This is a genomic window from Aeromicrobium sp. Root495, assembly GCF_001426755.1.
Lineage (GTDB): Bacteria > Actinomycetota > Actinomycetes > Propionibacteriales > Nocardioidaceae > Aeromicrobium.
Genome location: NZ_LMFJ01000001.1, coordinates 1685395 through 1707580 on the forward strand (window position 1 = coordinate 1685395; position 22186 = coordinate 1707580).

A 22186-nucleotide genomic window follows, 5' to 3' on the forward strand; every position below is an offset into this window, starting at 1 on the left:
TGCTACGACACGTCGACGAGGAAGTGCAGGATGAGCCAGGCCACCGGCGCGACCGCGATGAGCGAGTCGAGCCGGTCCATCAGACCGCCGTGGCCGGGCAGGAGGTCGCCCATGTCCTTGATGCCGAGGTCACGCTTGATGAGCGACTCCGACAGGTCGCCGAGCGTGGCCATGACCACCGCCGAGATACCGAGCACGATGCCCACCCACCACTCGCCGTCGAGCGCGTAGCGCACCGTGAGGATGCCGGCAGCGATCCCGACGAGCAGGGAGCCGGTGAAGCCCTCCCACGACTTCTTGGGGCTGATCGTGGGCGCCATGGGGTGCTTGCCGAACAGGACACCGGCCGCGTAGCCGCCGATGTCGGAGGCGACGGTGGCCACGATGAACGCGACGATGCGCCACGGTCCGTCGTCCTCGGCCAGCATGAGCACGACGAACACGCCCATGAGGTGCAGGTAGGAGAGGCAGAAGATGCCGGCGCTGGCGTCGCGGACGAAGCCGTCGGCCCCGTCGGAGAGGCGCCAGACCATGGTGCCGAGCACCGTGAGGGCCATGGCGACGGCGGCCGTCTCCATCTCCCCGTAGTACCCGGCGACGAGCATGATGCTGCCGCCCGTGAGGACCGGCAGGAACGGGATGACGATGCCGGCCTTGGCGAACGCCCGAGCCAGCTCCCACAGCCCCACGCCGAGTGCCACGACGACGACGGCGACGAACGCGTCCTTGAAGAGGAAGAGGGAGGCGATGACGAGCGCGCCCAGTCCCGCCCCGACGCCGACGGCGGCGGGGAGGTTTCGCCCGGCGCGGCTCTGCTTCTCCGCCTCCTTGGGCTCTGGGGCGTCGGCAGCCGCCGAGACGTCCTCAGACCTCAAGGAGCTCTGCTTCCTTGTTCTTCAGCAGCTCGTCGATCTGGTCGACGTGCTTCTTGGTGAGACCGTCGAGGCGCTTCTCGGCGCCCGTGTTGTCGTCCTGGCTGATCTCGGAGTCCTTCTCGGCCTTGTCGAGCGCCTGCTTGGTGTTGCGGCGCACGCCGCGCACGGCCACGCGGCCCTCCTCGGCCTTGGACCGGGCGAGCTTGATGTACTCCTTGCGCCGCTCCTCGGTGAGCTCGGGCAGCGACACGCGCAGCACCTTGCCGTCGTCGGAGGGGTTGACGCCGAGGTCGGAGTCGCGGATGGCCTTCTCGATGGCCGCCTTGGCGCCGATGTCGTAGGGCTGGATGATCACGGTGCGGGGCTCGGGCACCTGGAAGCCGGCCAGCTGCTGGAGCGGCGTGGGCGTGCCGTAGTAGTCGGCCGTGATCTGGGCGAACATGGCGGGGTGCGCACGGCCCGTGCGGATCGCGGCGAACTCCTCACGGGTGTGCTCGACGGCCTTCTCCATCTTCTGGTCGGCGTCGCGCAGGTTCTGGTCGATCACGTCATTCTCCTGTTTGCTGGATGGGGCCGGCGTGCACGAGCGTCCCGATCTTCTCACCACGAAGGACACGGGAGATGTTCCCCGCTCCCTCCATGCCGAACACGATCATGGGCAGGTCGTTCTCCATGCACAGCGCGAACGCTGCGGCATCGACGACCTTGAGGTTCCTCTGCAGCGCGTCGCCGAACGTCAGGTCGTCGTAGCGACGGGCCTCGGGGTCGGTGCGCGGGTCGGACGTGTACACGCCGTCGACGCCGCTCTTGCTCATGAGCACGGCGTCGGCCTTGATCTCGAGCGCGCGCTGTGCCGAGACGGTGTCGGTGCTGAAGTACGGCATGCCGGCACCGGCGCCGAAGATGACGACGCGACCCTTCTCGAGGTGGCGGATGGCGCGGCGCGGGATGTAGGGCTCGGCGACCTGCCCCATCGTGATGGCCGACTGCACGCGGGTGTCGATGCCGTGCTTCTCCAGGAAGTCCTGCAGCGCGAGGCAGTTCATGACGGTGCCCAGCATGCCGATGTAGTCGGCCCGGGAGCGGTCCATCCCGCGCTGGCTGAGCTCGGCCCCTCGGAAGAAGTTGCCGCCGCCCACCACGATCGCGACCTCGACGCCCTCGGCGACGGCCTCGGCGATCTGGCCTGCGATGCCGTTCACGACGTCGGGGTCGATGCCGATGGAACCGCCGCCGAACACTTCACCGGACAGCTTCAGCAGCACACGACGAGCCATGAAAGGGAGCCTATCGGACGAGGGCGGGACGGACGGTCCGGGAGATGGTGCTTTCCTCCCGGCGCGAGTCAGCCGGGCCAGGACCGGTGGTCCGACCCGGCTGACTCAGGACGAGGGACGGCTCAGGCGCCGATCTCGATGTGCGCGAAGCGCTTGATCTCCACACCGGCAGCGTCGAGGACGGCCTTGACCGTCTTCTTGCTGTCCTGGACCGACGACTGCTCGAGCAGCACGACGTCCTTGAAGAAGCCGTTGAGGCGTCCCTCGGTGATCTTGGCGATGGCCTGCTCGGGCTTGCCCTCCTCGCGGGCGGTGGCCTCGGCGATCTCGCGCTCCTTGGCGACGAGCTCGGCGGGCACCTCCTCGCGCGTCAGGAAGCGCGGGCGCATGGCGGCGACCTGCATGGCCGCACCGCGAGCGGCGTCGACGGCGTCGCCGGTGAACTCGACGAGGACACCCACGGCCGGCGGCAGGTCGCTGGCGCGACGGTGCAGGTACGTGGCGACCTGGCCGTCGAACGCGGCGACGCGACCGAGCTGCAGCTTCTCACCGATGACCACGGCGAGGTCGGCGATGGTCTGCTCGACCGTCTTGCCGTCCTCGAGCGTGCTCTGGGCGAACGCCTCGGCGCTCTCGGGCTTGGAGGCGTCGGCCGCGGCGGCCAGACGCTCGGCCAGCTCGATGAACTGGTCGTTCTTGGCCACGAAGTCGGTCTCGGAGTTGAGCTCGACGATGGCGTTGCCGGAGCTGGCGACGAGGCCGGAGGAGGCCTCACGCTCGGCGCCACGCTTGGCGGCCTTGGCGGCTCCCGAGATGCGGAGCCCCTCGATGGCCTTCTCGAAGTCGCCGTCGGCCTCGGTGAGGGCCTTCTTGGCGTCCATCATCCCCGCGCCGGTGGCGTCGCGGAGCTTCTTCACGTCTGCGGCGGTGATCGCCATGGGTGTCTCCCGTTCTGAGAAAAGGTGGTGAGCCGTCCGGCCGGCCCTCGTGGGGCCGGCCGGACAGCGGGGTCACTCGGCCGCGGGGGCCTCGGTGCTCTCGGCGGCAGGCGCCTCGGTGGCCGGAGCCTCGGTGGCCTCGGCGGCCGGAGCCTCGGTGGCCTCGGCAGCGGGCGTCTCGGTGGCCTCGGCAGCGGGCGTCTCGGCCGGCTTCTCGAGCAGCTCGCGCTCCCACTCGGGCAGGGGCTCGTCGGTGCCGAGCTCGGCACCAGCGGCCTCCTCGCCGGTCTTGGCGCCACCGCGGGCGATGAGTCCCTCGGCCACGGCGTCGGCGACGACGCGGGTCAGCAGGCTGACCGAGCGGATGGCGTCGTCGTTGCCCGGGATCGGGAAGTCGACGTCGTCGGGGTCGCAGTTGGTGTCGAGGATCGCGACGATCGGGATGCCGAGCTTCTTGGCCTCGTCGACCGCCAGGTGCTCCTTCTTCGTGTCGACGATCCACACGGCCGAGGGCGTGCGGGTCATGTCACGGATGCCGCCGAGCGTGCGCGAGAGCTTGTCGTACTCGCGACGCATCTGGAGGAGCTCCTTCTTCGTGCGACCGGAGCCGGCCACGTCGTCGAAGTCGATCTCCTCGAGCTCCTTCATGCGCTGCAGGCGCTGAGCCATGGTCTGGAAGTTGGTGAGCATGCCGCCCAGCCAGCGCTGGTTGATGTAGGGCATGCCGACGCGCTTGGCCTGCTCCTCGATGGGCTCCTGGGCCTGACGCTTCGTGCCGATGAACAGGACGGTGCCGCCGCGGGCGACCGTGTTCTTGACGAAGTCGTAGCCGGCATCGATGTAGGCGAGCGACTGCTGCAGGTCGATGATGTAGATGCCGTTGCGCTCGGTGAAGATGAAGCGCTTCATCTTGGGGTTCCAACGACGGGTCTGGTGCCCGAAGTGGACGCCGCTCTCGAGCAGCTGACGCATGGTGACGACGGCCATGGCCGGTCCTTTCGTGGGCGCGCAGCGATGCAGCGCCCTGGTTCCTGGTTGAGCGCGCCGACGGTTGTCAGCGCCCTGACGCCCGGCCACGACCCACCACTCGAGGAGTGGACCAGGATCGTGCCCGTGTTCGGCTCTCGCGTCACACGGAGACGGGCGTGCGAATTCCACGTCCGGAGACGTGGTCCTCCCAGTCTAGGGCAGGGAGTGGGTGATCGAGAAATCCACAGGCGACGCCTCACCGTGAGCCCGTCCACAGCCGCGCCGCACGACCTGGCCCCGCTCGACGTCGGCGCGTTGGCTGGTCCGATGAGCCGTCGCCCGACCGTCCTCCTCGCCCTTCTGCTGCTGTGCGCCCTCGCCGTGCCGGCCCGTGCCTCGTCGTCGTGGGAGTGGCCCCTGGGCGATCGACGGGTCTCCGGGACGTTCGACGCCCCCGAGACCCCGTACGGGGCCGGGCACCGCGGGATCGACCTGCCCGGTGCCGTCGGCGACACGGTGCGCTCGGTGGCCCCGGGGCGGGTCACCTTCGCGGGCCGGGTCGGTGGCGTGCCCGTCGTCACCGTGACCCACGGCGCCGAGCGCTCCACCTACCAACCGGTCCGCGCCTCGGTCGAGGTGGGCGACGCGGTCGGCGCGGGCCAGCCGCTGGGACGACTGCTGGGTCGGCCGTCGCACTGCGTCACGGCCTGCCTGCACCTGGGTCGGCTCCGGGACACGACCTACCTCGACCCACAGGACGTCCTCGCGAAGGGTGGCCGGGTGCACCTGGTGGACCCGGACGGGCCGCCGCCGGTGCCCCCGTCCCTGGGGACCGGTGAGCTGCTGCGGCCCGTCGGCGGCCCGGTCACGTCGGCCTTCGGCATGCGGGTGCACCCCATCACCGGCGTGCGCAAGCTCCACGACGGGACCGACATCGGTGCGCCCTGCGGGACGCCGGTGCGCGCTGCCGCCGGCGGTGTGGTCACGTCACGCGGCGCCGCGGGCGGCTACGGGAACCGCGTCGTCATCGACCACGGCCGGTTCAGCACCGCCTACGCACACCTCTCACGCTTCGACGTCGCGACCGGTGAGCGGGTGGCCGCGGGCGAGGTCGTCGGCCGGGTGGGACGGACCGGCTACGCCACCGGGTGCCACCTGCACCTCATGCTCGTCGAGGGAGGCCGCCCCGTCGACCCGCTCCCCCACGTCTGAGGGGGTCAGGCCCGGGGATGGGCCTGGCGGTAGGCGGCGCGCAGCCGTTCGGTGCTCACGTGCGTGTAGATCTGCGTCGTGCCGAGCGAGGCGTGCCCGAGCAGCTCCTGGACGCTGCGGAGGTCGGCGCCGCCTTCGAGCAGGTGCGTGGCCGCCGTGTGGCGCAGGCCGTGCGGGCCGATGTCGGGCGCACCTTCCACCGCGCTCACCCGGTCGTGGACGACCTTGCGGGCCGTCCTCTGGTCGAGGCGTCCTCCTCGTGCACCCAGGAAGAGCGCTGGGCCGCTCGTCGGTGTGGCCAGCTCGGGTCGCGACCGCGTGCGCCAGACCTCGAGCGCCTCGGCGGCCGGGACGCCGAACGGGACCACCCGTTCCTTGCGCCCCTTGCCCATCACCCGGACCACGCGGCGTGAAGCATCGACGTCGTCGACGTCGAGGCCGCACAGCTCCCCCACCCGGATGCCGGTGGCGTAGAGGAGCTCCAGGACGGCGAGGTCGCGCACCCCCAGCGCGCCGTCGGTGTCGATGGCCGCGAGTGCCGTGGAGAGCAGCGACTCCACGTCGGTGCGGTTGAGCGCCACGGGCAGCTCTCGCCGCGCCTTGGGGCTCGCCAGCAGCGCGCCTGCGTCCTGCTCGGCGCGTCCGGTGCGCGCCAGCCACGCCGTGAAGGACCGGGCCGACGTGGCCCGACGCGCCAGCGTGGTGCGCGCCTTGCCCCGGGTCTGCTGGTTGGCGAGATGGCTGCGCAGGTCGCGGAGCGTGATGCGCCCCGGGTCGTCCACACCCAGCCGGCTCACGTGCTCGGCGAGCCGGGTCAGGTCGGTGACGTAGGCGCGGACCGAGTGCTCGGAGAGGTCGCGCTCGTGGGCGAGGTGCCGCTCGAAGGCGCCCAGGGCCTCGGCCCACGCCTCGCTCAGCTCGCTCATGGCTCCACTGTGACCGAGCGTGGGTCGGCACGGCCGCTGCCACGCCGACCTGTCTCAGCGGACGGCGGCGAAGCGGTAGGCGCCGAGGAGGCCCAGCGGCTCCACCTCCACCACCGAGAACCCGATGCGGTGCAGCTCGCGAGCGAGGTCGTCGGCCGGGATCATCCGGACCGTGGACCGGGTGACCGCATGGATGAAGCGGGTCCGGGTGGAGTCGGGCAGGTCGTAGCCCACGAGCCGTCCGCCGGGACGGATGACGCGGAAGGTCTCGGCCAGCACCGCCTCCCAGGCGATCGTGTGGTGGAGCATGAGCCAGCTGGCGGCCGTGTCGAACGTGGCGTCGGCGAACGGCAGGGTGCTCGCATCGACCTGCTGCGCCCGCGCCCGGTCGCCGTGCGGCGTGAGCGTGCGCGAGGCCAGGTGGACCATCGCGGGGTCCACGTCGGTGGCGACGAGTGTGGAGACCTCGGGCCGCGAGGTCAGGACGGCGGCCGCCATGGCTCCGCTGCCGCAGCCGATCTCGAGCACGTCGGGTCCGATGGGATCGTCGCTCAGGACCCGGGGCAGGACGTGACTTCGGGCGAACCGTCGCCACGGCGCAGTGCGGCAGAAGACCGACTCGAGGTCCGACATCCGCGCCATGCGCCGACCGTACTCGCCCTCAGGCCGAGTCGGCGCGCCCCGTCAGGAGCCACCTTCCATCGAGGCAGGAGACGAGGCCGCGTCCGTGCAGCACCGTGACGGCAGCCAGGGCCTCGTCGGTCGTGAGCCCGGCCCGTCCTGCGACGTCCTCCACCGAGGCGGTGGCGCCCCACGAGAGCGCGTCCAGGGCCCGACGCACCATGAGGGGCAGCCGGTCATACGCCGAGTCCGGGTCGGGTGCGTCGGGGTCGTCGGTGAGTCGCACGCCCAGCTCCACCATGACGTGTCGGCTGGAGCCCACCAGGACCGCCTTGCCGTCACGGACCGCCTGGTGGACGCCGTCGGACTGCGCGGAGGTGACCGGGCCGGGCAGTCCCATGGTGATGCGCCCGAGCCGGTCGGCCCAGTGGAGGGTGTTGAGGGAGCCGCTGCGTCGCGCTGCTTCCACGACGAGGGTGCCCTCGGCCAGGGCCGCGATCACGCGGTTGCGGGACAGGAAGCGCGAGCGGAGGGGCTCGGCCCCCGGAGCCTGCTCACTGACCACGAGACCGCCGGTCCCGACGATGCGGTCCAGCAGGCTCGCGTGCCCTCGTGGATAGTCGGCGTCGGCGCCGCACGCCAGCACGGCCACGGTGGGCGCTCCGACGGCCAGCGCCCCGCGGTGGGCGGAGGCGTCGATCCCGTAGGCCGCGCCGCTGACGATCGTGAAGCCAGCATCACCGAGGTCGGCCGCATGCTCCGAGGCCTGTGCCGAGCCGTACGCGGTGGCCGTGCGGGCACCCACGACTGCGAGGGCCCGTTGCGCCAGGACCGAGGGGGACGCGTCGCCCCGCACCCACAGGCCCAGGGGCGTCCCGGTGGAGCCCTGCAGCGGCTCCACCTGGTCCAGGTCGTCGAGCTGGACCGGCCAGGCGGAGTCCCCCGGGGCGACCCAGCGCAGACGGGCCTCGGCGGCCCGCTCCGTGGCCCGGCCCAGCCGTGCGTCGAGGTGCTGCGCCGCATGCCTCCATGCCTCGGGCAGCGGCAGGCTGTCGCCGACGGGCGTCCCCGCCCGTAGCGCGCCGACGAGCGTCTGGGCGGACCCGGCCGCGAGGAGCAGGCTGCGCACGCGGACGTCGCCCGGCTCGACCAGCAGGCTGAGCTCCAGCCGCGCCCGGCTCTCGCGTCTCATGCGTGGGCCTGCCAGGGCGCCTGGACCAGCTGTCTCAGCCCTCCGGACAAGGGGGCGTCGCCCCGCAGCAGGACCGCGAGCTCGACGTCGTCGGCCGAGGGTCGGTCGTGCCCGAGCAGGTCGGCCACGCTCCAGGCCACGCGCAGCACCCGGTCGGCCGCCCGTGGGGACAGCCGCTGCGCCCGGAGCTGACGGTCGACGACGCGACGCCCGTCGTCGCTCACCGGCCATCGCTTGCGCAGCTCCACCCCCGGCACGTCGGCGTTGAGGCGCCACGGGGTCCCTTCGAGCCGTTCGGCCTGTCGGCGCCTGGCCTCGGCGACGACGAGCGCGAGCTCCGTCGTGGATCGGACCGACCCCGTGGCCTGGGACAGCTCGGGGCGTCGCGGCGCGACGAGCGTGCGGTGGATGTCGATGCGGTCGCGCACCGGACCGGAGATCCGGTCGCGGTAGCGCCGGGCCATCATCGGCGTGCACTCGCAGGCCTCGGACACCGTCCCGCCGCGTCCGCAGGGGCAGGGGTTGGCTGCGAGGACCAGCTGGAACCGGGCCGGGAACAGAGCGGTCTGCGCGGCGCGGGCCACCACGACGTGGCCGCTCTCGAGCGGCTGGCGCAGCGCGTTGAGGACGTTGTAGGCGAACTCAGGAGCCTCGTCGAGGAAGAGGACGCCACGATGGGCCACCGACAGCGCCCCGGGACGTATCCCGCGGCTGCCTCCCCCGACGATCGACACCGCGCTCGCCGTGTGGTGCGGGTCCACGAACGGCGGCCGCGTGACGAGGGGCGAGTCGGACGGGAGCACCCCGGCCAACGAGTGGACGGCGCTCACCTCGAGTGCCTCGCGGTGGTCGAGCGGTGGGAGGAGGCCCGGCAGCCGCTGCGCGAGCATGGTCTTGCCGACGCCCGGCGGCCCCGTCATGAGCACGTGGTGACCACCGGCGGCCGCGACCAGCACGGCGGTGCACGCGTCCTCCTGGCCGGCCACGTCGGCGATGTCGAGCTCGGCACCGCGTCCCAGGGCGCCCCACGCCGCGACGTCGGACGACTCGTCGAGCGGCGGGACGGGCGGGTCGTCGGGCTCCTCCTGTCCCGTGAGCAGGGCGACGGTCTGGCGCAACGACCGCACGCCGACGACCCCGATGCCCGGGACCAGCTCGGCCTCGCCCACGTTGACCTCGGGGACGAACACCCGGTCGAAGCCGGCCTCTGCGGCGGCCAGCGTGGCGGGCAGGACACCCCGGACCGCGCGGAGGCGCCCGTCGAGCGCGAGCTCGCCGATGAAGGCGACGCCCTGCAGGGCCTTGGCCGGGAGGAGCTGCTTGGCGGCGAACACGCTGAGCGCGATGGCCAGGTCGTAGTGCGAGCCCGACTTGGGCAGGGTGCTGGGAGCCAGGTTGATGGTGACGCGCTGATCTGGCCACGTGGTCCCGGAGTTGACCACCGCCGCCCGGACTCTGTCCCGCGCCTCGTTCACCATCGTGTCGGCGAGCCCCACGAGGACGGTGGCCGGCAGTCCCGAGCTGACGTCGACCTCCACCTCGACGGCGCGACCCGCCAGTCCGTCGAGCGTGACGGAGTGCGTGGCGGCCATCAGGCCACCCCGGCGATGCGCTCGACCCGAGGTCCGCCCCTGGGCGGCACCAGGACCGAGACGACGTCGATGCGGACCGCTGGGGGCTGGACGTCGTGCACCTCGAGCCAGTGCGCCACGAGGCGACGCAGCCGCGTGGCCTTGCTGGGGGTGATCGCGTCGAGCGGCGAGCCGTAGCGGTCCGAGGTCCTGGTCTTCACCTCGCACACGACGAGCGTGGTGCCGTCGCGGGCGACGATGTCGATCTCCCCGTACCTGCAAGTCCAGTTCCGGTCGAGCACGACCATGCCGATCTCCTGCAGGTGCCGGGCTGCGACGTCCTCGCCGTACGCGCCGACGGCCTGGTTGCGTGTGGTGGTCATCCCTCCACGGTGGCGGCCGGCGGGAGTGATCGGCAGCCCCCGGTCCGCCGGCTGTGGACACGCGGATCCGGCGCCCCGGGCCTGTGGAGGCCGCGGATCCACGTCGGTGGTTGCATGGCCCCATGACCACGACCGACCTCGTCCGTCGCCTCGGGCTGGAGCTCCCGCTCGTCCAGGCGCCCATGGCAGGGACCTCCACGCCGGCCCTGGCCGCCGCCGTGAGCCGGGCGGGGGCCCTGGGCTCGATCTCCATCGCGAACGTCGGCCCCGAGGCCGCAGACCGGATGATCACGGAGACCACCGCGCTGACGGACCGGCCGGTCAACGTCAACGTCTTCTGCCACGAGCCTCCTCGAGCCGACCCCGCCCTGGAGCACGCATGGCTGGCCCATCTCCGCCCCTGGTTCGAGGAGCTGGGGGCCACGGTCCCGGAGGCGATCCACGACATCTACTCGACGTTCCAGGACGACGACGACCAGCTGGAGATCCTGCTGCGCCACCGGCCCGCCGTGGTGAGCCTGCACCTGGGACTACCGCCGCACGAGCGCGTCGAGGCCCTGCAGGAGGCCGGCGTCGTCGTGCTGGCCTCGGTCACCGACGCCGACGAGACGGATGCCGCCGTGGCGGCCGGGGTCGACGTGCTCGTGGCCCAGGGACATGACGCCGGCGGTCACCGCGGCGTGTTCCACCGCGACCACGACAGCGGGCTCGGCACCGACGACCTGCTGCGCCTCGTGCTCGGGCGCACCGACCTGCCGGTCGTGGCCGCCGGCGGTCTCATGGACGGGACCGACGTGGCCCGGGTGCTGGACGCCGGGGCAGCCGCCGCGCAGCTGGGCACCGCGTTCGTCCTGTGCCCGGAGTCCGCGGCCGACGAGCGCTACCGGCGGGTGCTCGACGCAGCCACCACGAGCCGGGTGACGTCCGTGATCTCCGGACGTCCCGCGCGCGGCGTGCCCAACCGCTTCGTCGGCGAGGTGGAGCCCGGCCACCCGCCACTGCCGGACTTCGGCATCACCTACGACGCGGGCAAGCGGCTCGTCGCGGCCGCAGCAGCGGCGGGCGACGACGGCTTCGGGGCGTTCTGGGCCGGATCGGGCGTGGCTCGGACCAGGTCGATGCCGGCGGCCGAGCTGGTGGCGACGATCGCCGCCGAGCTGGCCGCGGCGCGCTGACGCCGACTCAGGCGGTGGGTGGGAGCTTGACGTCGGAGTCCTGGAGCTCCTCGACGTTGACGTCCTTGAAGGTGAGCACCTTGACGTTCTTGGCGAACCGGGCCGGACGGTAGATGTCCCACACCCACGCGTCGGTCATGGTGACCTCGAAGTACGCGTCGCCGGTCTCGGAGCGGACTTTCACGTCGACCGCGTTGCAGAGGTAGAACCGGCGGTCGGTCTCCACGACGTACTTGAAGATCTTCACGACGTCGCGGTACTCGCGGTAGAGCGCGAGCTCCTGCTCGGACTCGTAGCGCTCGAGGTCTTCTGAGCTCACGGTGCGCTCCCCCTCTGGCCCTCCATGGCGGCCTTGACGTTGACATAGCTGAATCGGTGCTCCGGGCACGGACCGTGCTCGCGGAGAGCGTGCTCGTGGGCGGGCGTGTTGTAGCCCTTGTGCGTGGCGAAGTCGTACTGCGGGTACTGCTCGTGCAGCCGGACCATCATGCGGTCGCGCGTCACCTTGGCCACGACCGAGGCCGCCGCGATGGACGCCGCCACGCGGTCACCCTTCCACATGGCGAGTCCCGGCGTGCCGAGGCCGTCGACCGGGAACCCGTCGGTGAGCACGTAGCCCGGACGGGTGTCGAGGCGGGCCAGGGCACGACGCAGGGCCGCGACATTGGCGCGGTGCAGACCCATGCGGTCGCACTCGGCCGGCGAGATGACGACGACGGAGTAGCTGACCGCCCGCTCGACGATGAGGTCGTAGCAGGCCTCGCGGCGCTTCTCGGTGAGGAGCTTGGAGTCGGCCAGCCCAGGGATGGGACGGTCGAGCACCGCGGCGGCGGCGACGAGGGGGCCGGCGCACGCGCCGCGCCCTGCCTCGTCGACTCCGGCCACCGGGGTGAGCCCACGGCGGGCGAGCGCTCGCTCGTAGCCGTAGAGGCCGGCATCACGGCGGACCGTGGTGCCTGGGGCGAAGCTCGTCACGCGGTGAGCCTAGCCCGTGAGGACCAGCAGGAGTGGGAGGACTCAGTCCTCGCGCTTCTCCTTGATCTTGGCGGCCTTGCCGCGCAGGTTGCGGAGGTAGTAGAGCTTGCCGCGACGGACGTCACCGCGGACGGCGACCTCGATCTTCTCGATCACGGGGGTGTGGATCGGGAAGGTGCGCTCGACGCCGACGCCGAAGCTGACCTTGCGGACCGTGAAGGTGCGCCCGATGCCGGAGCCCTGGACCTTGAGGCAGACGCCCTTGAAGACCTGGACGCGCGAGCGGTTGCCCTCGACGACCTTCACGTGGACCTCGAGCGTGTCGCCTGCGCGGAACTCGGGGATGTCGTCGCGGCGGGACTCCGCTGCGATCTGATCGACGACGTTGGTCATGGTTCTGCTCCTCGCCAGTGCCACAGGTCACCCACGGATGATGGTGATGAAGTTCGGAAGTCTTGCTCCGGCGGATCGGCGGTTCCCCTGTGGCAGAACCGTCCTGCGCCGAAGATCTATCTTGCCACAGCAGCCACATGCCGGAGAAATCGGGCTTGGCGCGATCGGCCTGCGCTCCTGCGCTCCCGTGGGGGATGCAGGCATGACGAAGGGGCACCCGCCCGAGCGGATGCCCCTCCGGTTCGTGGGACGACTCAGTCGAGCGCGTAGCCCGACTCGCCGTGCAGCGCGGTGTCGATACCAGCCGCCTCCTCGTCCTCGTGGACGCGGAAGCCGATGGTCTTGTTGATGACCGTGCCGATGACGAAGGCCATCACGAAGGAGTACGCCGCAATGGCGAACGCCGGGATGACCTGGACGATGAGCTGGTCGAGGTTGCCGCCACCGGTGAAGAGGCCGGTGTCGATCGCGAAGAAGCCCAGGTACAGCGTGCCGATGAAGCCGGCGACGAGGTGGATGCCCACGACGTCGAGCGAGTCGTCGAAGCCGAGCTTGAACTTCAGCTCGACGGCCAGGGCGCAGACGGCACCGGCGACGAGACCGAGCACGATGGCCCAGACCGGCGTCAGGTTGGCGCACGCCGGCGTGATGGCCACGAGGCCCGTGACGGCACCGGACGCGGCTCCGATCGAGGTGGCCTTGCCGTTCTTGAAGTGCTCGGTGATGATCCAGCCGAGGATGCCGGCCGCGGGGCACACGAGCGTGTTCACGAAGATCAGCGCAGCCTGGTCGTTCGTCGTGGCGGCGCCGCCGTTGAAGCCGAACCAGCCGAACCACAGGATGGCCGCACCGATGAGGACGAGCGGCACGTTGTGCGGCTTGCTGAGCTCCTTGGAGAAGCCGACCCGCTTGCCGAGGACCAGCGCGAGGGCGAGGGCCGCGGCACCGGCGTTGATGTGGACGGCAGTACCACCGGCGAAGTCGATCGTGCTGGCGTCCAGGCCGAGGTGGGAGCCGAGCTGGCCGACCCAGCCGGTGAAGGTGGCCGCACCGTCGTCGTCGACGACGAAGGAGAAGACCCACGAGGCCACGGGGAAGTAGACGAGCGTCGCGAAGAGGCCCGCGAACAGCATCCAGGGGAAGAAGCGCGCGCGGTCGGCGATGGCGCCCGAGATGAGGGCGACCGTGATGATGGCGAACGTCGAGCCGAAGATGATGCCGGCGAGTGCACCGCCACCCTCGTTGGCGAACGCGGCCTTGGCGGCGTCGTTGAGACCGAAGTCGGAGAACGGGTTGCCGAGGACCTCAGGGATCCAGTCGGAGTCCGTGCCGTCGACGAACGCCATGTTGGCGCCGAAGAGCATCCACAGGACACCGACCAGGCCGATCGCGCCGAAGCTCAGCATCATCATGGACACGACGCTCTTGGCGCGCACCAGGCCGCCGTAGAAGAACGCGAGGCCCGGTGTCATGAAGAGCACCAGGGCCGCCGTGATCAGCAGCCAGAAAATAGGAAGATCCATCGAGATTTTCTCCTCATTCGGGGGCCTCGCGGCCCCTCACGGGGGGACGTGGGCGCGGCACCGTTGCCACACCTGACGGTGATCTTCAGTCTCCCGAGGGGAGGTTCTCTCAGGTTTGCCTCAGCGTCACGGACGCGTTACGAGAACGCTCCTGGTGTTAATACGACGTTTCGTCGTGCGCGCCCCAGAGGTCGGGACGGCGCTGCTGGGTGCGCAGGCGAGCCTGCTCGCGTCGCCACGCAGCGATGGCGCCGTGGTTCCCGGACAGCAGGACCTCGGGCACCTCGTGCCCGCGCCACGAGGAGGGCTTGGTGAAGACGGGGTACTCGAGCAGGCCCTCGTCGCCGTGCGACTCCTCGGCGAGCGACTGCGGGTTGCCCATGAACCCGGGCACGAGCCGCACGACGGCCTCGATGATGGCCAGGGCGGCCACCTCTCCCCCGTTGAGCACGAAGTCGCCGAGCGAGATCTCCTCGACGTGGAAGCGGTCGTAGGCGTGGTCGATGACCCGCTGGTCGATCCCCTCGTAGCGCCCGCACGCGAAGAGCAGGTGCTCCTCGGTGGCGAGGCGCTCGGCGTCGCGCTGGGAGAAGGGCACGCCCGAGGGCGTGGGCACGACGACGACGGTCTGCTCGGACCCGAGCGCGTCGAGCGCCTCGCCCCACGGCTCGGGCTTCATGACCATGCCGGCTCCCCCGCCGTACGGGGTGTCGTCGACGGTGCGGTGCTTGTCGGTGGTCCAGCTGCGCAGGTCGTGCGCCTGGATGTCGAGCAGGCCGGCGGCGCGGGCCTTGCCGGCGAGCGACAGGTCGAGCGCGTCGAGGTAGGCCGGGAAGATGGTGACGACGTCGATGCGCACGTCAGTCGGCCGTCTCTGCGGCGTCGAGGTCGATCAGGCCGGGGACGTCGGCGAGCGTGACCGTGCCCGCTGCGAGGTCGACGGTGGGGACGAGCGCCGACACGAAGGGGACCAGGATCTCGCGACCCCCGGAGTCGACGGCGAGCGTGTCCTGCTCGGGCAGGTGGATCACGGCCGTGACGCTTCCGACCTGCTGGCCGTCGGCGGCGAGGACCGCGAGCCCGACGAGCTGGCGGTCGTAGTACTCCTCCGGGCCCTCGGGCGTCTCGTGGGCGTCGACGCGCGCCTCGAGGACCGTGCCGTGGAGCGCCTCGGCGGCGTCGCGGTCGGGCACCTCGGTGAACCTCAGGAGGAGGCGTCCCTGGTGCTTCCGGACGGACTCGACGGTGAGGGTGCGCGACCCTGCGACGAGCGACGAGCCCGGCGCAAACCTGCGCTCGGGCTCGTCGGTGCGGACCTGGACGGTCAGCTCACCGCGGATGCCGTGGGCCTTGGAGATGCGGCCCACGACGACCGTGGTGTCGTTGCTCATGCTGTGGTGCTCACGCTGGTTCAGCGGCCGCGGTCGACATCGACGAAGTCGATGCGTGCGCCGCCGGCCAGCGCCCCGGTGACCGTGCGGATGGCGCTGGCGGTACGACCCTGACGGCCGATCACCTTGCCGAGGTCCTCGGGGTTGACGCGGACCTCGAACAGGTCGCCGCGGCGCGTCTGCTTGGCCTTGACGACGACGTCGTCAGGGTGCTCGACGATGCCCGCCACGAGGTGCTCGATGATCTCCTGCGTCACGGCTGCCATGCTCAGGCCTCGTCGGCCTTGGCCTCGGCGGCAGGCTCCTCAGCCTTGGCCTCCTCGGCGGGAGCCTCGGCAGGAGTCTCCTCAGCGGGCTTCTCGTCGGCCTTGGCCTCGTCCTTGTCAGCCTTCTCGGCCTTCTTGGCGGGAGCCTTCTTGGCGGCCTTCTTGGTGGTCGCGTCGCCGGCGGGCTCGGCGTGCAGCTCCTTGAGCGCGGCGTTGAAGAGCTCGGCCTTGTCGGCCTTGGGCTCCGGCGTGCGCAGCGTGGAGGTGCCACCGATGTCGCCGGTGATCTTGAGCAGCGCAGCGACGGCCTCGGTGGGCTGTGCGCCCACGCCGAGCCAGTACTGGGCGCGCTCGGAGACCACGTGGATCGTCGAGGGCTCGGTCTTGGGGTTGTACGTGCCGATCTCCTCGATCACACGACCGTCGCGCTTGGTGCGCGAGTCGGCGACGACGATGCGGTAGTACGGGGTGCGGATCTTGCCCATCCGCTTGAGGCGAATCTTGACGGCCACGAGTGTGGTGTCTCCTTGGTGCTCGAATGTGTGTGACGCGCCGATCCGGGTGGGGACTCGGACCGGGCGGAGTCGTGGGGCCGGGCGATCGGGGCTGAGAGGGTCCCCGGGCGTTCCGGACGCAAGGCGACATTCTGCCAGACGCAGGTCGCCCGGCCCAAACCGGCACGCGGACCCCGCGTCAGAACGCCCCGTGCCGCCCGGCACCGTCGACGAACCGCGCGGCTCCCGCCGCTCCCTCCCTCTCCACGACCGGGATGCCCGCGGCACCCTCGGCCCGCAGCGCCTCGCCCAGCGGGAGGTCCCACTGGTCGATGGCGGACGCGCGATCGACCCGCAGACACTCCTGCGGGAAGGCCGCCAGCTGCTCGGCGAGGGCGTGGGCTGCCGTGAGGGACTGCCCCACCCCGACGACGCGGTTGGCCAGACCCATCTGCAGCGCCTCGTGGGCGCCGACCGGACGGCCGGTCAGGATGAGGTCGAGCGCGCGACCCTGCCCGACGACGCGAGGGAGTCGGACGGTGCCGCCGTCGATGAGCGGCACGCCCCAGCGCCGGCAGAACACCCCCATCACGGCGTCCTCCTCGACGACGCGCAGGTCGGCGAGGAGGGCCAGCTCGAGGCCGCCCGCGACGGCGTGTCCGGCGACCGCCGCGATGACGGGCTTGCTGAGGTGCAGGCGCGACGGGCCCATGGGACCGGTGCCGTCGGGGTCGAGGTCGTGACGGCGCGTGGCGTCCTCGACCGCGCTGAGGTCGGCACCGGCGCAGAAGGTGCCACCCGACCCGTGGAGGACCGCGACGGCCAGGTCGTCGTCGTCCTCGAAGCGCAGGAAGGCCTCCCGAAGCTCGGCGGCCATGGGGCCGTCCACGGCGTTGCGCCGCTGCGGTGCGTCGAGGGTGATGGTGCAGACGGCGTCGTCGACGTCGAACAGGACGTGGGTCATGCGCACCACGGTAGCGACGCCGGAACGACCGGCTCCGACGCCGCGCGCACCATGGATCAGCCCTGGGCGAGGAAGGCGTCGGCGCGGGACTTGGGACGACCGATGATGGCGACGCCGCCACGGACGAGGACCGGGCGCTCCATGAGGCGCGGGTGCTGGACCAGCAGGTCGGCCACCGCCTCAGGCGTGGTGTAGTCGGCGGCGTCGAGGCCCTGGTCCTTGAAGAACGAGTCCTTGCGCACGAGTGCGGCCGGCTCGTCCTCGAGCTGGTCGAGCAGCTCGAGCAGAGCCGCGCGGTCGAGCGGCTGCTTGAGGTACGGCAGCACCTCGACGTCGACGCCGGCCTCGGCCGCAGCCTCGAGCGCATGACGCGAGGTGGAACAGGCGGGGTGGTGCAGGACGGTGGTGGTCTCGGCCATGCGACGAGGATAGGCCGCTCAGGTGGGGGTGCCTGCGAACTGGGCGGCATACAGCCGCTCGTACGCTCCCCCGGCCGTGACGAGCCGGTCGTGCGTGCCCTGCTCGACGATGTGCCCGTCCTCCATGACGACGATGTGGTCGGCGTCGCGGATGGTGGAGAGCCGGTGGGCGATGACGAACGACGTACGCCCGCTGCGCAGCCGTGTCATGGCCTGCTGCACGAGCGCCTCCGTGCGGGTGTCGACCGAGCTGGTGGCCTCGTCGAGCACGAGGATGGCCGGGTCGGCCAGGAACGCTCGCGCGATCGTGAGGAGCTGGCGCTGGCCCGCGCTCACCCCGGTCCCGCCGTCCTCGATGACGGTGTCGTAGCCGTCGGGAAGCGTGCGGACGAAGTGGTCGACCGACGCGGCCTCGGCGGCCCGCTGGACCGATGCGTCGTCGGAGGTGGCCGAGCCGTACGCGATGTTCTCGCGGATGGATCCCTTGAAGAGCCAGGCGTCCTGGAGCACCACGCCGAAGCTGCGACGCAGGTCGCCCCGGTGCATGGCGGCGATGTCGAGGCCGTCGAGCGTGATGCGACCGGCGTCGAGCTCGTAGAAGCGCAGCAGGAGGTTGGTGAGCGTGGTCTTGCCCGCACCCGTGGGACCGACGATGGCGACGGTCTGGCCGGGCTCCGCAGTGAGGTCGAGGCCCTCGATGAGCGGCTCCGGCCCGTACGAGAAGGTGACGTCGTCGAACACGACGCGCCCCCGGAGGGGGTCGGGGAAGACTCCGTCGACCGGCTCGGGCGACTCCTCCTCCTCGTCGAGGAGCGCGAGCACCCGCTCGGCGGAGGCCATGCCCGACTGCAGCAGGTTGACCATGGACGCGATCTGCGTGAGGGGCTGCGTGAACTGGCGCGAGTACTGGATGAACGCCTGGACCTCGCCGATCGTGAGCGTGCCCGAAGCCACCCGCACGGCCCCGATGACGGCGACGAGCACGTAGTTGACGTTGGACACGAACATCATGACCGGCTGGACGATGCCGGAGATGAACTGCGCCTTGAACGCGGCACCGTAGAGGTCGTCGTTGCGGCGCTGGAACTCCTCGCGGACAGCCTGTTGGCGGCCGAAGACCTTGACGATCTCGTGTCCGGTGAAGACCTCCTCGACGTGGCCGTTGAGCCGACCGGTGGCCCCCCACTGCGCGACGAACTGCGGCTGCGAGCGCTTCATGATGGCCTGCGTGAGCAGGACGGCCACCGGGATGGTGCCGACGGCCACGAGGGCGAGCAACGGCGAGATCCAGAGCATCATCGCCAAGGTCCCGACGACCGTCAGGACGGACGTAAGGAGCTGGCTGATCGTCTGCTGGAGCGACTGCGCGATGTTGTCGATGTCGTTGGTGGTGCGCGACATGAGCTCACCGCGCTCCTGGGCGTCGACCGTGGCGAGCGGGAGGCGGTTGATCTTGGCCTCCACGTCGCCGCGCAGCCGCGCCACCATGGTCTGGACGACCTGGGTGGTCAGACGCCCCTGCCACCACATGAACACCGAGGCGGCCACGTACAGGGCGATGGCGCCGACCAGCACCCAGCCGAGCGACGTGAAGTCGATGCCGCTGCCGGGCGCGAGGTCGGTGTTGCTGACGACGTCGGCCAGTCGGCCCTGCCCGTCGGCCCGCAGCTGGGCCACGACCTCGGCCTTGCTGGCACCGGGCGGGAACTGGTCGGAGAGGTAGCCGTCGAAGACGATGTCGGTGGCGTGGCCCAGGATGCGCGGGCCCACGACCGAGAGCGACGTGGCCACGACGCCCAGGAGGGCGATGCTCCACACCGTCATGCGGTCGACGAGCAGGCGGCGCATCATGCGCCGGAACGTGCCCTTGAAGTCCTTGGCCTTCTGACCGCCGGCCATCATGCCGGCCATGGGTCCGCGCGGCGGCGGTCCCGAGGGCGGGCGGGGAGCCTCGTGCTCGTGCTCCTGCTTCTGCTCGCTCATGCCGCCTCCTCCTCGGTGAGCTGGGAGAGGACGATCTCGCGGTACACGTCGCACGACTCCATGAGCTCGGGGTGCGTGCCGGTGCCGACCACGGCGCCCTCGTCGAGCACGACGATGCGATCGGCGTGGCGGATGGTGGACACCCGCTGCGCGACCGTGATGACCGCGGCATCGGCCGTGACAGGCCGCAGCGCCGCGCGCAGGGCCGCGTCGGTCGCGTAGTCGAGGGCGGAGAAGGAGTCGTCGAAGAGGTAGACCAGCGGACGCTTCACGACGGCGCGGGCGATGGCGATGCGCTGGCGCTGTCCGCCGGACAGGTTGGACCCGCCCTGGGCGACCGGCGCCTCCAGGCCCGCCGGCATGGCCCGCACGAAGTCGGCTGCCTGCGCGATCTCCAGCGCGTCCCACAGCTCGTCGTCGGTGGCGTCGACCCGGCCGTACCGCAGGTTGGAGGCCACCGTCCCGGAGAAGAGGAACGCCTTCTGCGGCACGAGGCCGATGGCACCCCACACCGTCTCGGGGTGCAGGGAACGGACGTCGCGGCCGTCGAGGAGGACCTGGCCGGCCGTGACGTCGAAGAGCCGCGGGACGAGGTTGAGCAGCGTGGACTTGCCGCTGCCCGTGGAGCCGATGACGGCCGTGGTGCGGCCGGGCTCGGCCAGGAGGTGGACGGCGTGCAGGACGTCGTGCTCCGCTCCTGGATAGGCGTAGGAGGCACCGCGAACCTCGACCCGGCCGGACGACAGCGGCACGTCGGCCACGTCGGAGTCGGCCACGATGCTGGGCTCGGTCTCGACGACCTCGGTGATGCGCTCGGCCGACACCTCCGCACGAGGCCAGAGCATGAGCATGAACGTGGCCATCATGAACGCCGTGAGGATCTGGATGAGGTAGTTCTGGAAGGCGGTGAGCGTGCCGACCTCGAGGTCGCCGCTCGCGATGCGGTACCCGCCGAACCACGTGGCCAGCACGACCGAGACGTTCATGATGAGCATGACCGTGGGGAACATGAAGGCCATCACCTTGCCTGCTGCCACCGCGACGTCGAGGTTGGCCTGGTTGGCCTCGCCGAACCGGCGCTCCTCCTGCTCCTCCTTGACGAACGCCCGGATGACGCGGATGCCCTGGATCTGCTCGCGCATCACGTCGTTGAGGTCGTCGATGCGGCCCTGCATGACCCGGAAGAGAGGACGCATCGTGCGGATGATGAGGGTCACGCTGGCCACGAGGACCGGGAGCACGAGCAGGAGCAGCGCGGAGAGCTCGACGTCCTGGCGCAGGGCCATGACCACGCCGCCGACCGCCATGATGGGCGCCGAGACGATGAGCGTGAGCGCCATGAACACGAGCAGCTGGACCTGCTGGACGTCGTTGGTGCAGCGCGTGATGAGGGTGGGCGCGCCGAACTGGGCGAGCTCGCGGGCGGCGAACCCCTCGACGGAGTCGAAGACGGCGGCCCGCAGGTCGCGTCCCACGGCCATGGACACCTTGGCCCCGACGTAGACGGCGACGATCGTGGCCACGACCTGGGCCACCGTGATGGCCAGCATGAGTCCGCCCGTGCGCCAGATGAACGAGACGTCCCCCTCGACGATGCCCCGGTCGATGATGTCGGCGTTGAGACCGGGGAGGTAGAGGTTGGCAATGGTCTGCACGAGCTGGAACAGCAGCACCACCGCGATGGCTGCCCGGTACGGGCGCAGGTGGTGCTTCAGGAGCGGGAGAAGCACGCTCGTCACCGTACCCGTTGCCCGTGACAACCTCCCCTGACGAATGTCACGAGGTCGTGAGCCACTCCCCGTCGCGACCGGGGCGGGCGCCGGACGCGGCCAGGAGCCGGACGAGCTCGGGCTCCGGCGGGTTGTGGTGACTCAGGTGGACCGCCCTGATCTCCGTCCCGTCGTGCACGGCCCCGACGGACCGGAGCCGGGCGACGAGGTCCGCGAAGGACTCGAGGTGCAGATGTCCCGCACCCAGGTCGCGCCGCAGGCCGAAGGTCTCCTCCAGGAGGACGACGTCGTACGCGGCGTCGCGGACGGTCTCGACGACGTGCTGCGCCCAGGGGCCGGTGTCGCACCCCCACAGCAGCCGGGCACCGTCGGGCGCGGTGACGTCGTAGAGGACGGCGTCGCCCGCGGCGAAGACCTCGTGCGCGGCCGGCAGCACCCGGACACGGTGCTGCCCCACCACCACCTCGTCGCCGGCCTCGACCGGGACGAGCCGGACGTCGGCGTCGGGGGCGATCCAGTCACGGGCCTGCGCGACGACGTCGGCGGGACCGACGAGGTCGAGCGGCGCCTCGCTCACCCATCCCCGCTGCAGCAGCAGCTGAGGAGCCCAGTGGTCGACGTGGGCGTGCGTGACGAGCACGTGCCGCACGCGGTCGAGCGGGACGGCGAGCCGGCGCGAGGCGGCGGCGAGCTCGGGTCCGGCGTCGAGCAGCAGGACGTCGTCGACGAGGGCGCAGCTGGGCGAACGGTCGACGTCCGACGCACGCTGCGTCTCGCACGAGCCGCAACGGCAGAACGGGTTGGGCCAGCCGTCCGCCGACCCGGTGCCCAGCAGCACGACCTCCACGCCGACGACCCTAGTGCGCCGGTCCGCGCGAATCGTCGAGTGGCGCAAAGTGGGACTCGAGT

Annotated in this window: 25 protein-coding genes; 2 read left to right on the forward strand and 23 right to left on the reverse strand. The window is 71.3% G+C overall.

From position 1 onward, the window contains the following. Positions 1-2: 2 nt before the first annotated feature. The 5 genes from ASD11_RS08420 to rpsB form a co-directional block, all read right to left on the reverse strand. On the reverse strand, positions 3-875 hold the full coding sequence (locus ASD11_RS08420; protein ID WP_056285790.1) for a phosphatidate cytidylyltransferase: 873 nt from the start codon (positions 873-875) through the stop codon (positions 3-5). Further along, positions 865-1386, reverse strand: coding sequence for a ribosome recycling factor (frr, locus tag ASD11_RS08425; RefSeq protein WP_442854195.1), 522 nt, complete (start codon positions 1384-1386; stop codon positions 865-867). The genes ASD11_RS08420 and frr overlap by 11 nt, the downstream gene beginning before the upstream one ends. A gap of 37 nt (positions 1387-1423) precedes the next feature. Then, positions 1424-2152 (reverse strand): UMP kinase, encoded by a 729-nt coding sequence (pyrH, locus tag ASD11_RS08430; protein ID WP_056285795.1) that lies wholly within the window; start codon positions 2150-2152, stop codon positions 1424-1426. Between the two features lie 122 nt (positions 2153-2274). Beyond that, the gene (gene tsf, locus ASD11_RS08435) at positions 2275-3090 is read right to left on the reverse strand and encodes a translation elongation factor Ts (protein WP_056285798.1); all 816 of its coding nucleotides are present in this window, start codon (positions 3088-3090) and stop codon (positions 2275-2277) included. Between the two features lie 72 nt (positions 3091-3162). Continuing rightward, positions 3163-4077, reverse strand: a complete 915-nt coding sequence (rpsB, locus tag ASD11_RS08440) for a 30S ribosomal protein S2 (protein WP_056285800.1) — start codon at positions 4075-4077, stop codon at positions 3163-3165. A gap of 309 nt (positions 4078-4386) precedes the next feature. On the opposite strand from rpsB, the gene ASD11_RS17755 reads away from it, so the two are divergent. Beyond that, complete coding sequence (locus tag ASD11_RS17755; protein WP_162246469.1) at positions 4387-5271, forward strand: M23 family metallopeptidase; 885 nt, start codon at positions 4387-4389, stop codon at positions 5269-5271. Between the two features lie 5 nt (positions 5272-5276). Here the strand turns inward: ASD11_RS17755 and ASD11_RS08450 are convergent, their stop codons facing one another. The 5 genes from ASD11_RS08450 to ASD11_RS08470 are packed head-to-tail and all read right to left on the reverse strand — an operon-like array spanning position 5277 to position 9964. Next, the gene (locus ASD11_RS08450) at positions 5277-6197 is read right to left on the reverse strand and encodes a tyrosine recombinase XerC (protein WP_056285803.1); all 921 of its coding nucleotides are present in this window, start codon (positions 6195-6197) and stop codon (positions 5277-5279) included. A gap of 54 nt (positions 6198-6251) precedes the next feature. After that, a complete protein-coding gene (locus ASD11_RS08455) occupies positions 6252-6839 on the reverse strand; it encodes a class I SAM-dependent methyltransferase (protein WP_082554240.1) in 588 nt (195 codons plus the stop codon). 19 nt (positions 6840-6858) lie between these two features. Next, positions 6859-8010 (reverse strand): DNA-processing protein DprA, encoded by a 1152-nt coding sequence (locus ASD11_RS08460; protein ID WP_056285807.1) that lies wholly within the window; start codon positions 8008-8010, stop codon positions 6859-6861. After that, a complete protein-coding gene (locus ASD11_RS08465) occupies positions 8007-9602 on the reverse strand; it encodes a YifB family Mg chelatase-like AAA ATPase (RefSeq protein WP_056285809.1) in 1596 nt (531 codons plus the stop codon). The genes ASD11_RS08460 and ASD11_RS08465 overlap by 4 nt, the downstream gene beginning before the upstream one ends. Next, positions 9602-9964, reverse strand: a complete 363-nt coding sequence (locus ASD11_RS08470; protein ID WP_056285814.1) for a YraN family protein — start codon at positions 9962-9964, stop codon at positions 9602-9604. Before ASD11_RS08470 ends, ASD11_RS08465 begins: the two co-directional genes overlap by 1 nt. A 122-nt stretch (positions 9965-10086) precedes the next feature. Here ASD11_RS08470 and ASD11_RS08475 point away from each other — a divergent pair, with 122 nt between their 5' ends. Continuing rightward, on the forward strand, positions 10087-11139 hold the full coding sequence (locus ASD11_RS08475) for an NAD(P)H-dependent flavin oxidoreductase (RefSeq protein WP_056285816.1): 1053 nt from the start codon (positions 10087-10089) through the stop codon (positions 11137-11139). A 7-nt stretch (positions 11140-11146) separates the two neighbouring features. On the opposite strand, the gene ASD11_RS08480 is transcribed toward ASD11_RS08475, so the two are convergent. The 13 genes from ASD11_RS08480 to ASD11_RS08540 all read right to left on the reverse strand — a co-directional run bounded on the left by ASD11_RS08480 (position 11147) and on the right by ASD11_RS08540 (position 22124). Continuing rightward, positions 11147-11458 (reverse strand): DUF2469 domain-containing protein, encoded by a 312-nt coding sequence (locus tag ASD11_RS08480; RefSeq protein WP_056285820.1) that lies wholly within the window; start codon positions 11456-11458, stop codon positions 11147-11149. After that, on the reverse strand, positions 11455-12114 hold the full coding sequence (locus ASD11_RS08485; RefSeq protein WP_056285823.1) for a ribonuclease HII: 660 nt from the start codon (positions 12112-12114) through the stop codon (positions 11455-11457). Before ASD11_RS08485 ends, ASD11_RS08480 begins: the two co-directional genes overlap by 4 nt. Positions 12115-12156: 42 nt before the next feature. Beyond that, complete coding sequence (gene rplS, locus ASD11_RS08490) at positions 12157-12507, reverse strand: 50S ribosomal protein L19 (protein WP_056285826.1); 351 nt, start codon at positions 12505-12507, stop codon at positions 12157-12159. Between the two features lie 254 nt (positions 12508-12761). Continuing rightward, on the reverse strand, positions 12762-14030 hold the full coding sequence (locus tag ASD11_RS08495) for an ammonium transporter (RefSeq protein WP_056285827.1): 1269 nt from the start codon (positions 14028-14030) through the stop codon (positions 12762-12764). A 157-nt stretch (positions 14031-14187) separates the two neighbouring features. Continuing rightward, positions 14188-14889: a tRNA (guanosine(37)-N1)-methyltransferase TrmD gene (trmD, locus tag ASD11_RS08500; protein WP_056285830.1), complete on the reverse strand. Its 702-nt coding sequence runs from the start codon at positions 14887-14889 to the stop codon at positions 14188-14190. Between the two features lies 1 nt (position 14890). Continuing rightward, positions 14891-15421, reverse strand: a complete 531-nt coding sequence (gene rimM / locus ASD11_RS08505; protein WP_056285833.1) for a ribosome maturation factor RimM — start codon at positions 15419-15421, stop codon at positions 14891-14893. Between the two features lie 20 nt (positions 15422-15441). Then, complete coding sequence (locus tag ASD11_RS08510) at positions 15442-15687, reverse strand: RNA-binding protein (protein ID WP_056285836.1); 246 nt, start codon at positions 15685-15687, stop codon at positions 15442-15444. A gap of 2 nt (positions 15688-15689) precedes the next feature. Then, entirely contained in the window at positions 15690-16199 is a 510-nt protein-coding gene (rpsP, locus tag ASD11_RS08515; protein ID WP_056285839.1) for a 30S ribosomal protein S16, read from the reverse strand. Positions 16200-16380: 181 nt separating this feature from the next. Then, complete coding sequence (locus ASD11_RS08520; RefSeq protein WP_056285842.1) at positions 16381-17145, reverse strand: crotonase/enoyl-CoA hydratase family protein; 765 nt, start codon at positions 17143-17145, stop codon at positions 16381-16383. Positions 17146-17201: 56 nt separating this feature from the next. Further along, positions 17202-17564 carry an ArsC/Spx/MgsR family protein gene (locus tag ASD11_RS08525; RefSeq protein WP_056285845.1) on the reverse strand — a complete coding sequence of 121 codons (363 nt, stop codon included), beginning with the start codon at positions 17562-17564 and terminating at the stop codon, positions 17202-17204. A gap of 18 nt (positions 17565-17582) precedes the next feature. Then, complete coding sequence (locus tag ASD11_RS08530) at positions 17583-19547, reverse strand: ABC transporter ATP-binding protein (RefSeq protein WP_056285848.1); 1965 nt, start codon at positions 19545-19547, stop codon at positions 17583-17585. After that, a complete protein-coding gene (locus tag ASD11_RS08535) occupies positions 19544-21277 on the reverse strand; it encodes an ABC transporter ATP-binding protein (protein WP_156464645.1) in 1734 nt (577 codons plus the stop codon). Before ASD11_RS08535 ends, ASD11_RS08530 begins: the two co-directional genes overlap by 4 nt. 46 nt (positions 21278-21323) lie before the next feature. Then, the gene (locus ASD11_RS08540) at positions 21324-22124 is read right to left on the reverse strand and encodes an MBL fold metallo-hydrolase (protein WP_056285849.1); all 801 of its coding nucleotides are present in this window, start codon (positions 22122-22124) and stop codon (positions 21324-21326) included. Positions 22125-22186: the final 62 nt, after the last annotated feature.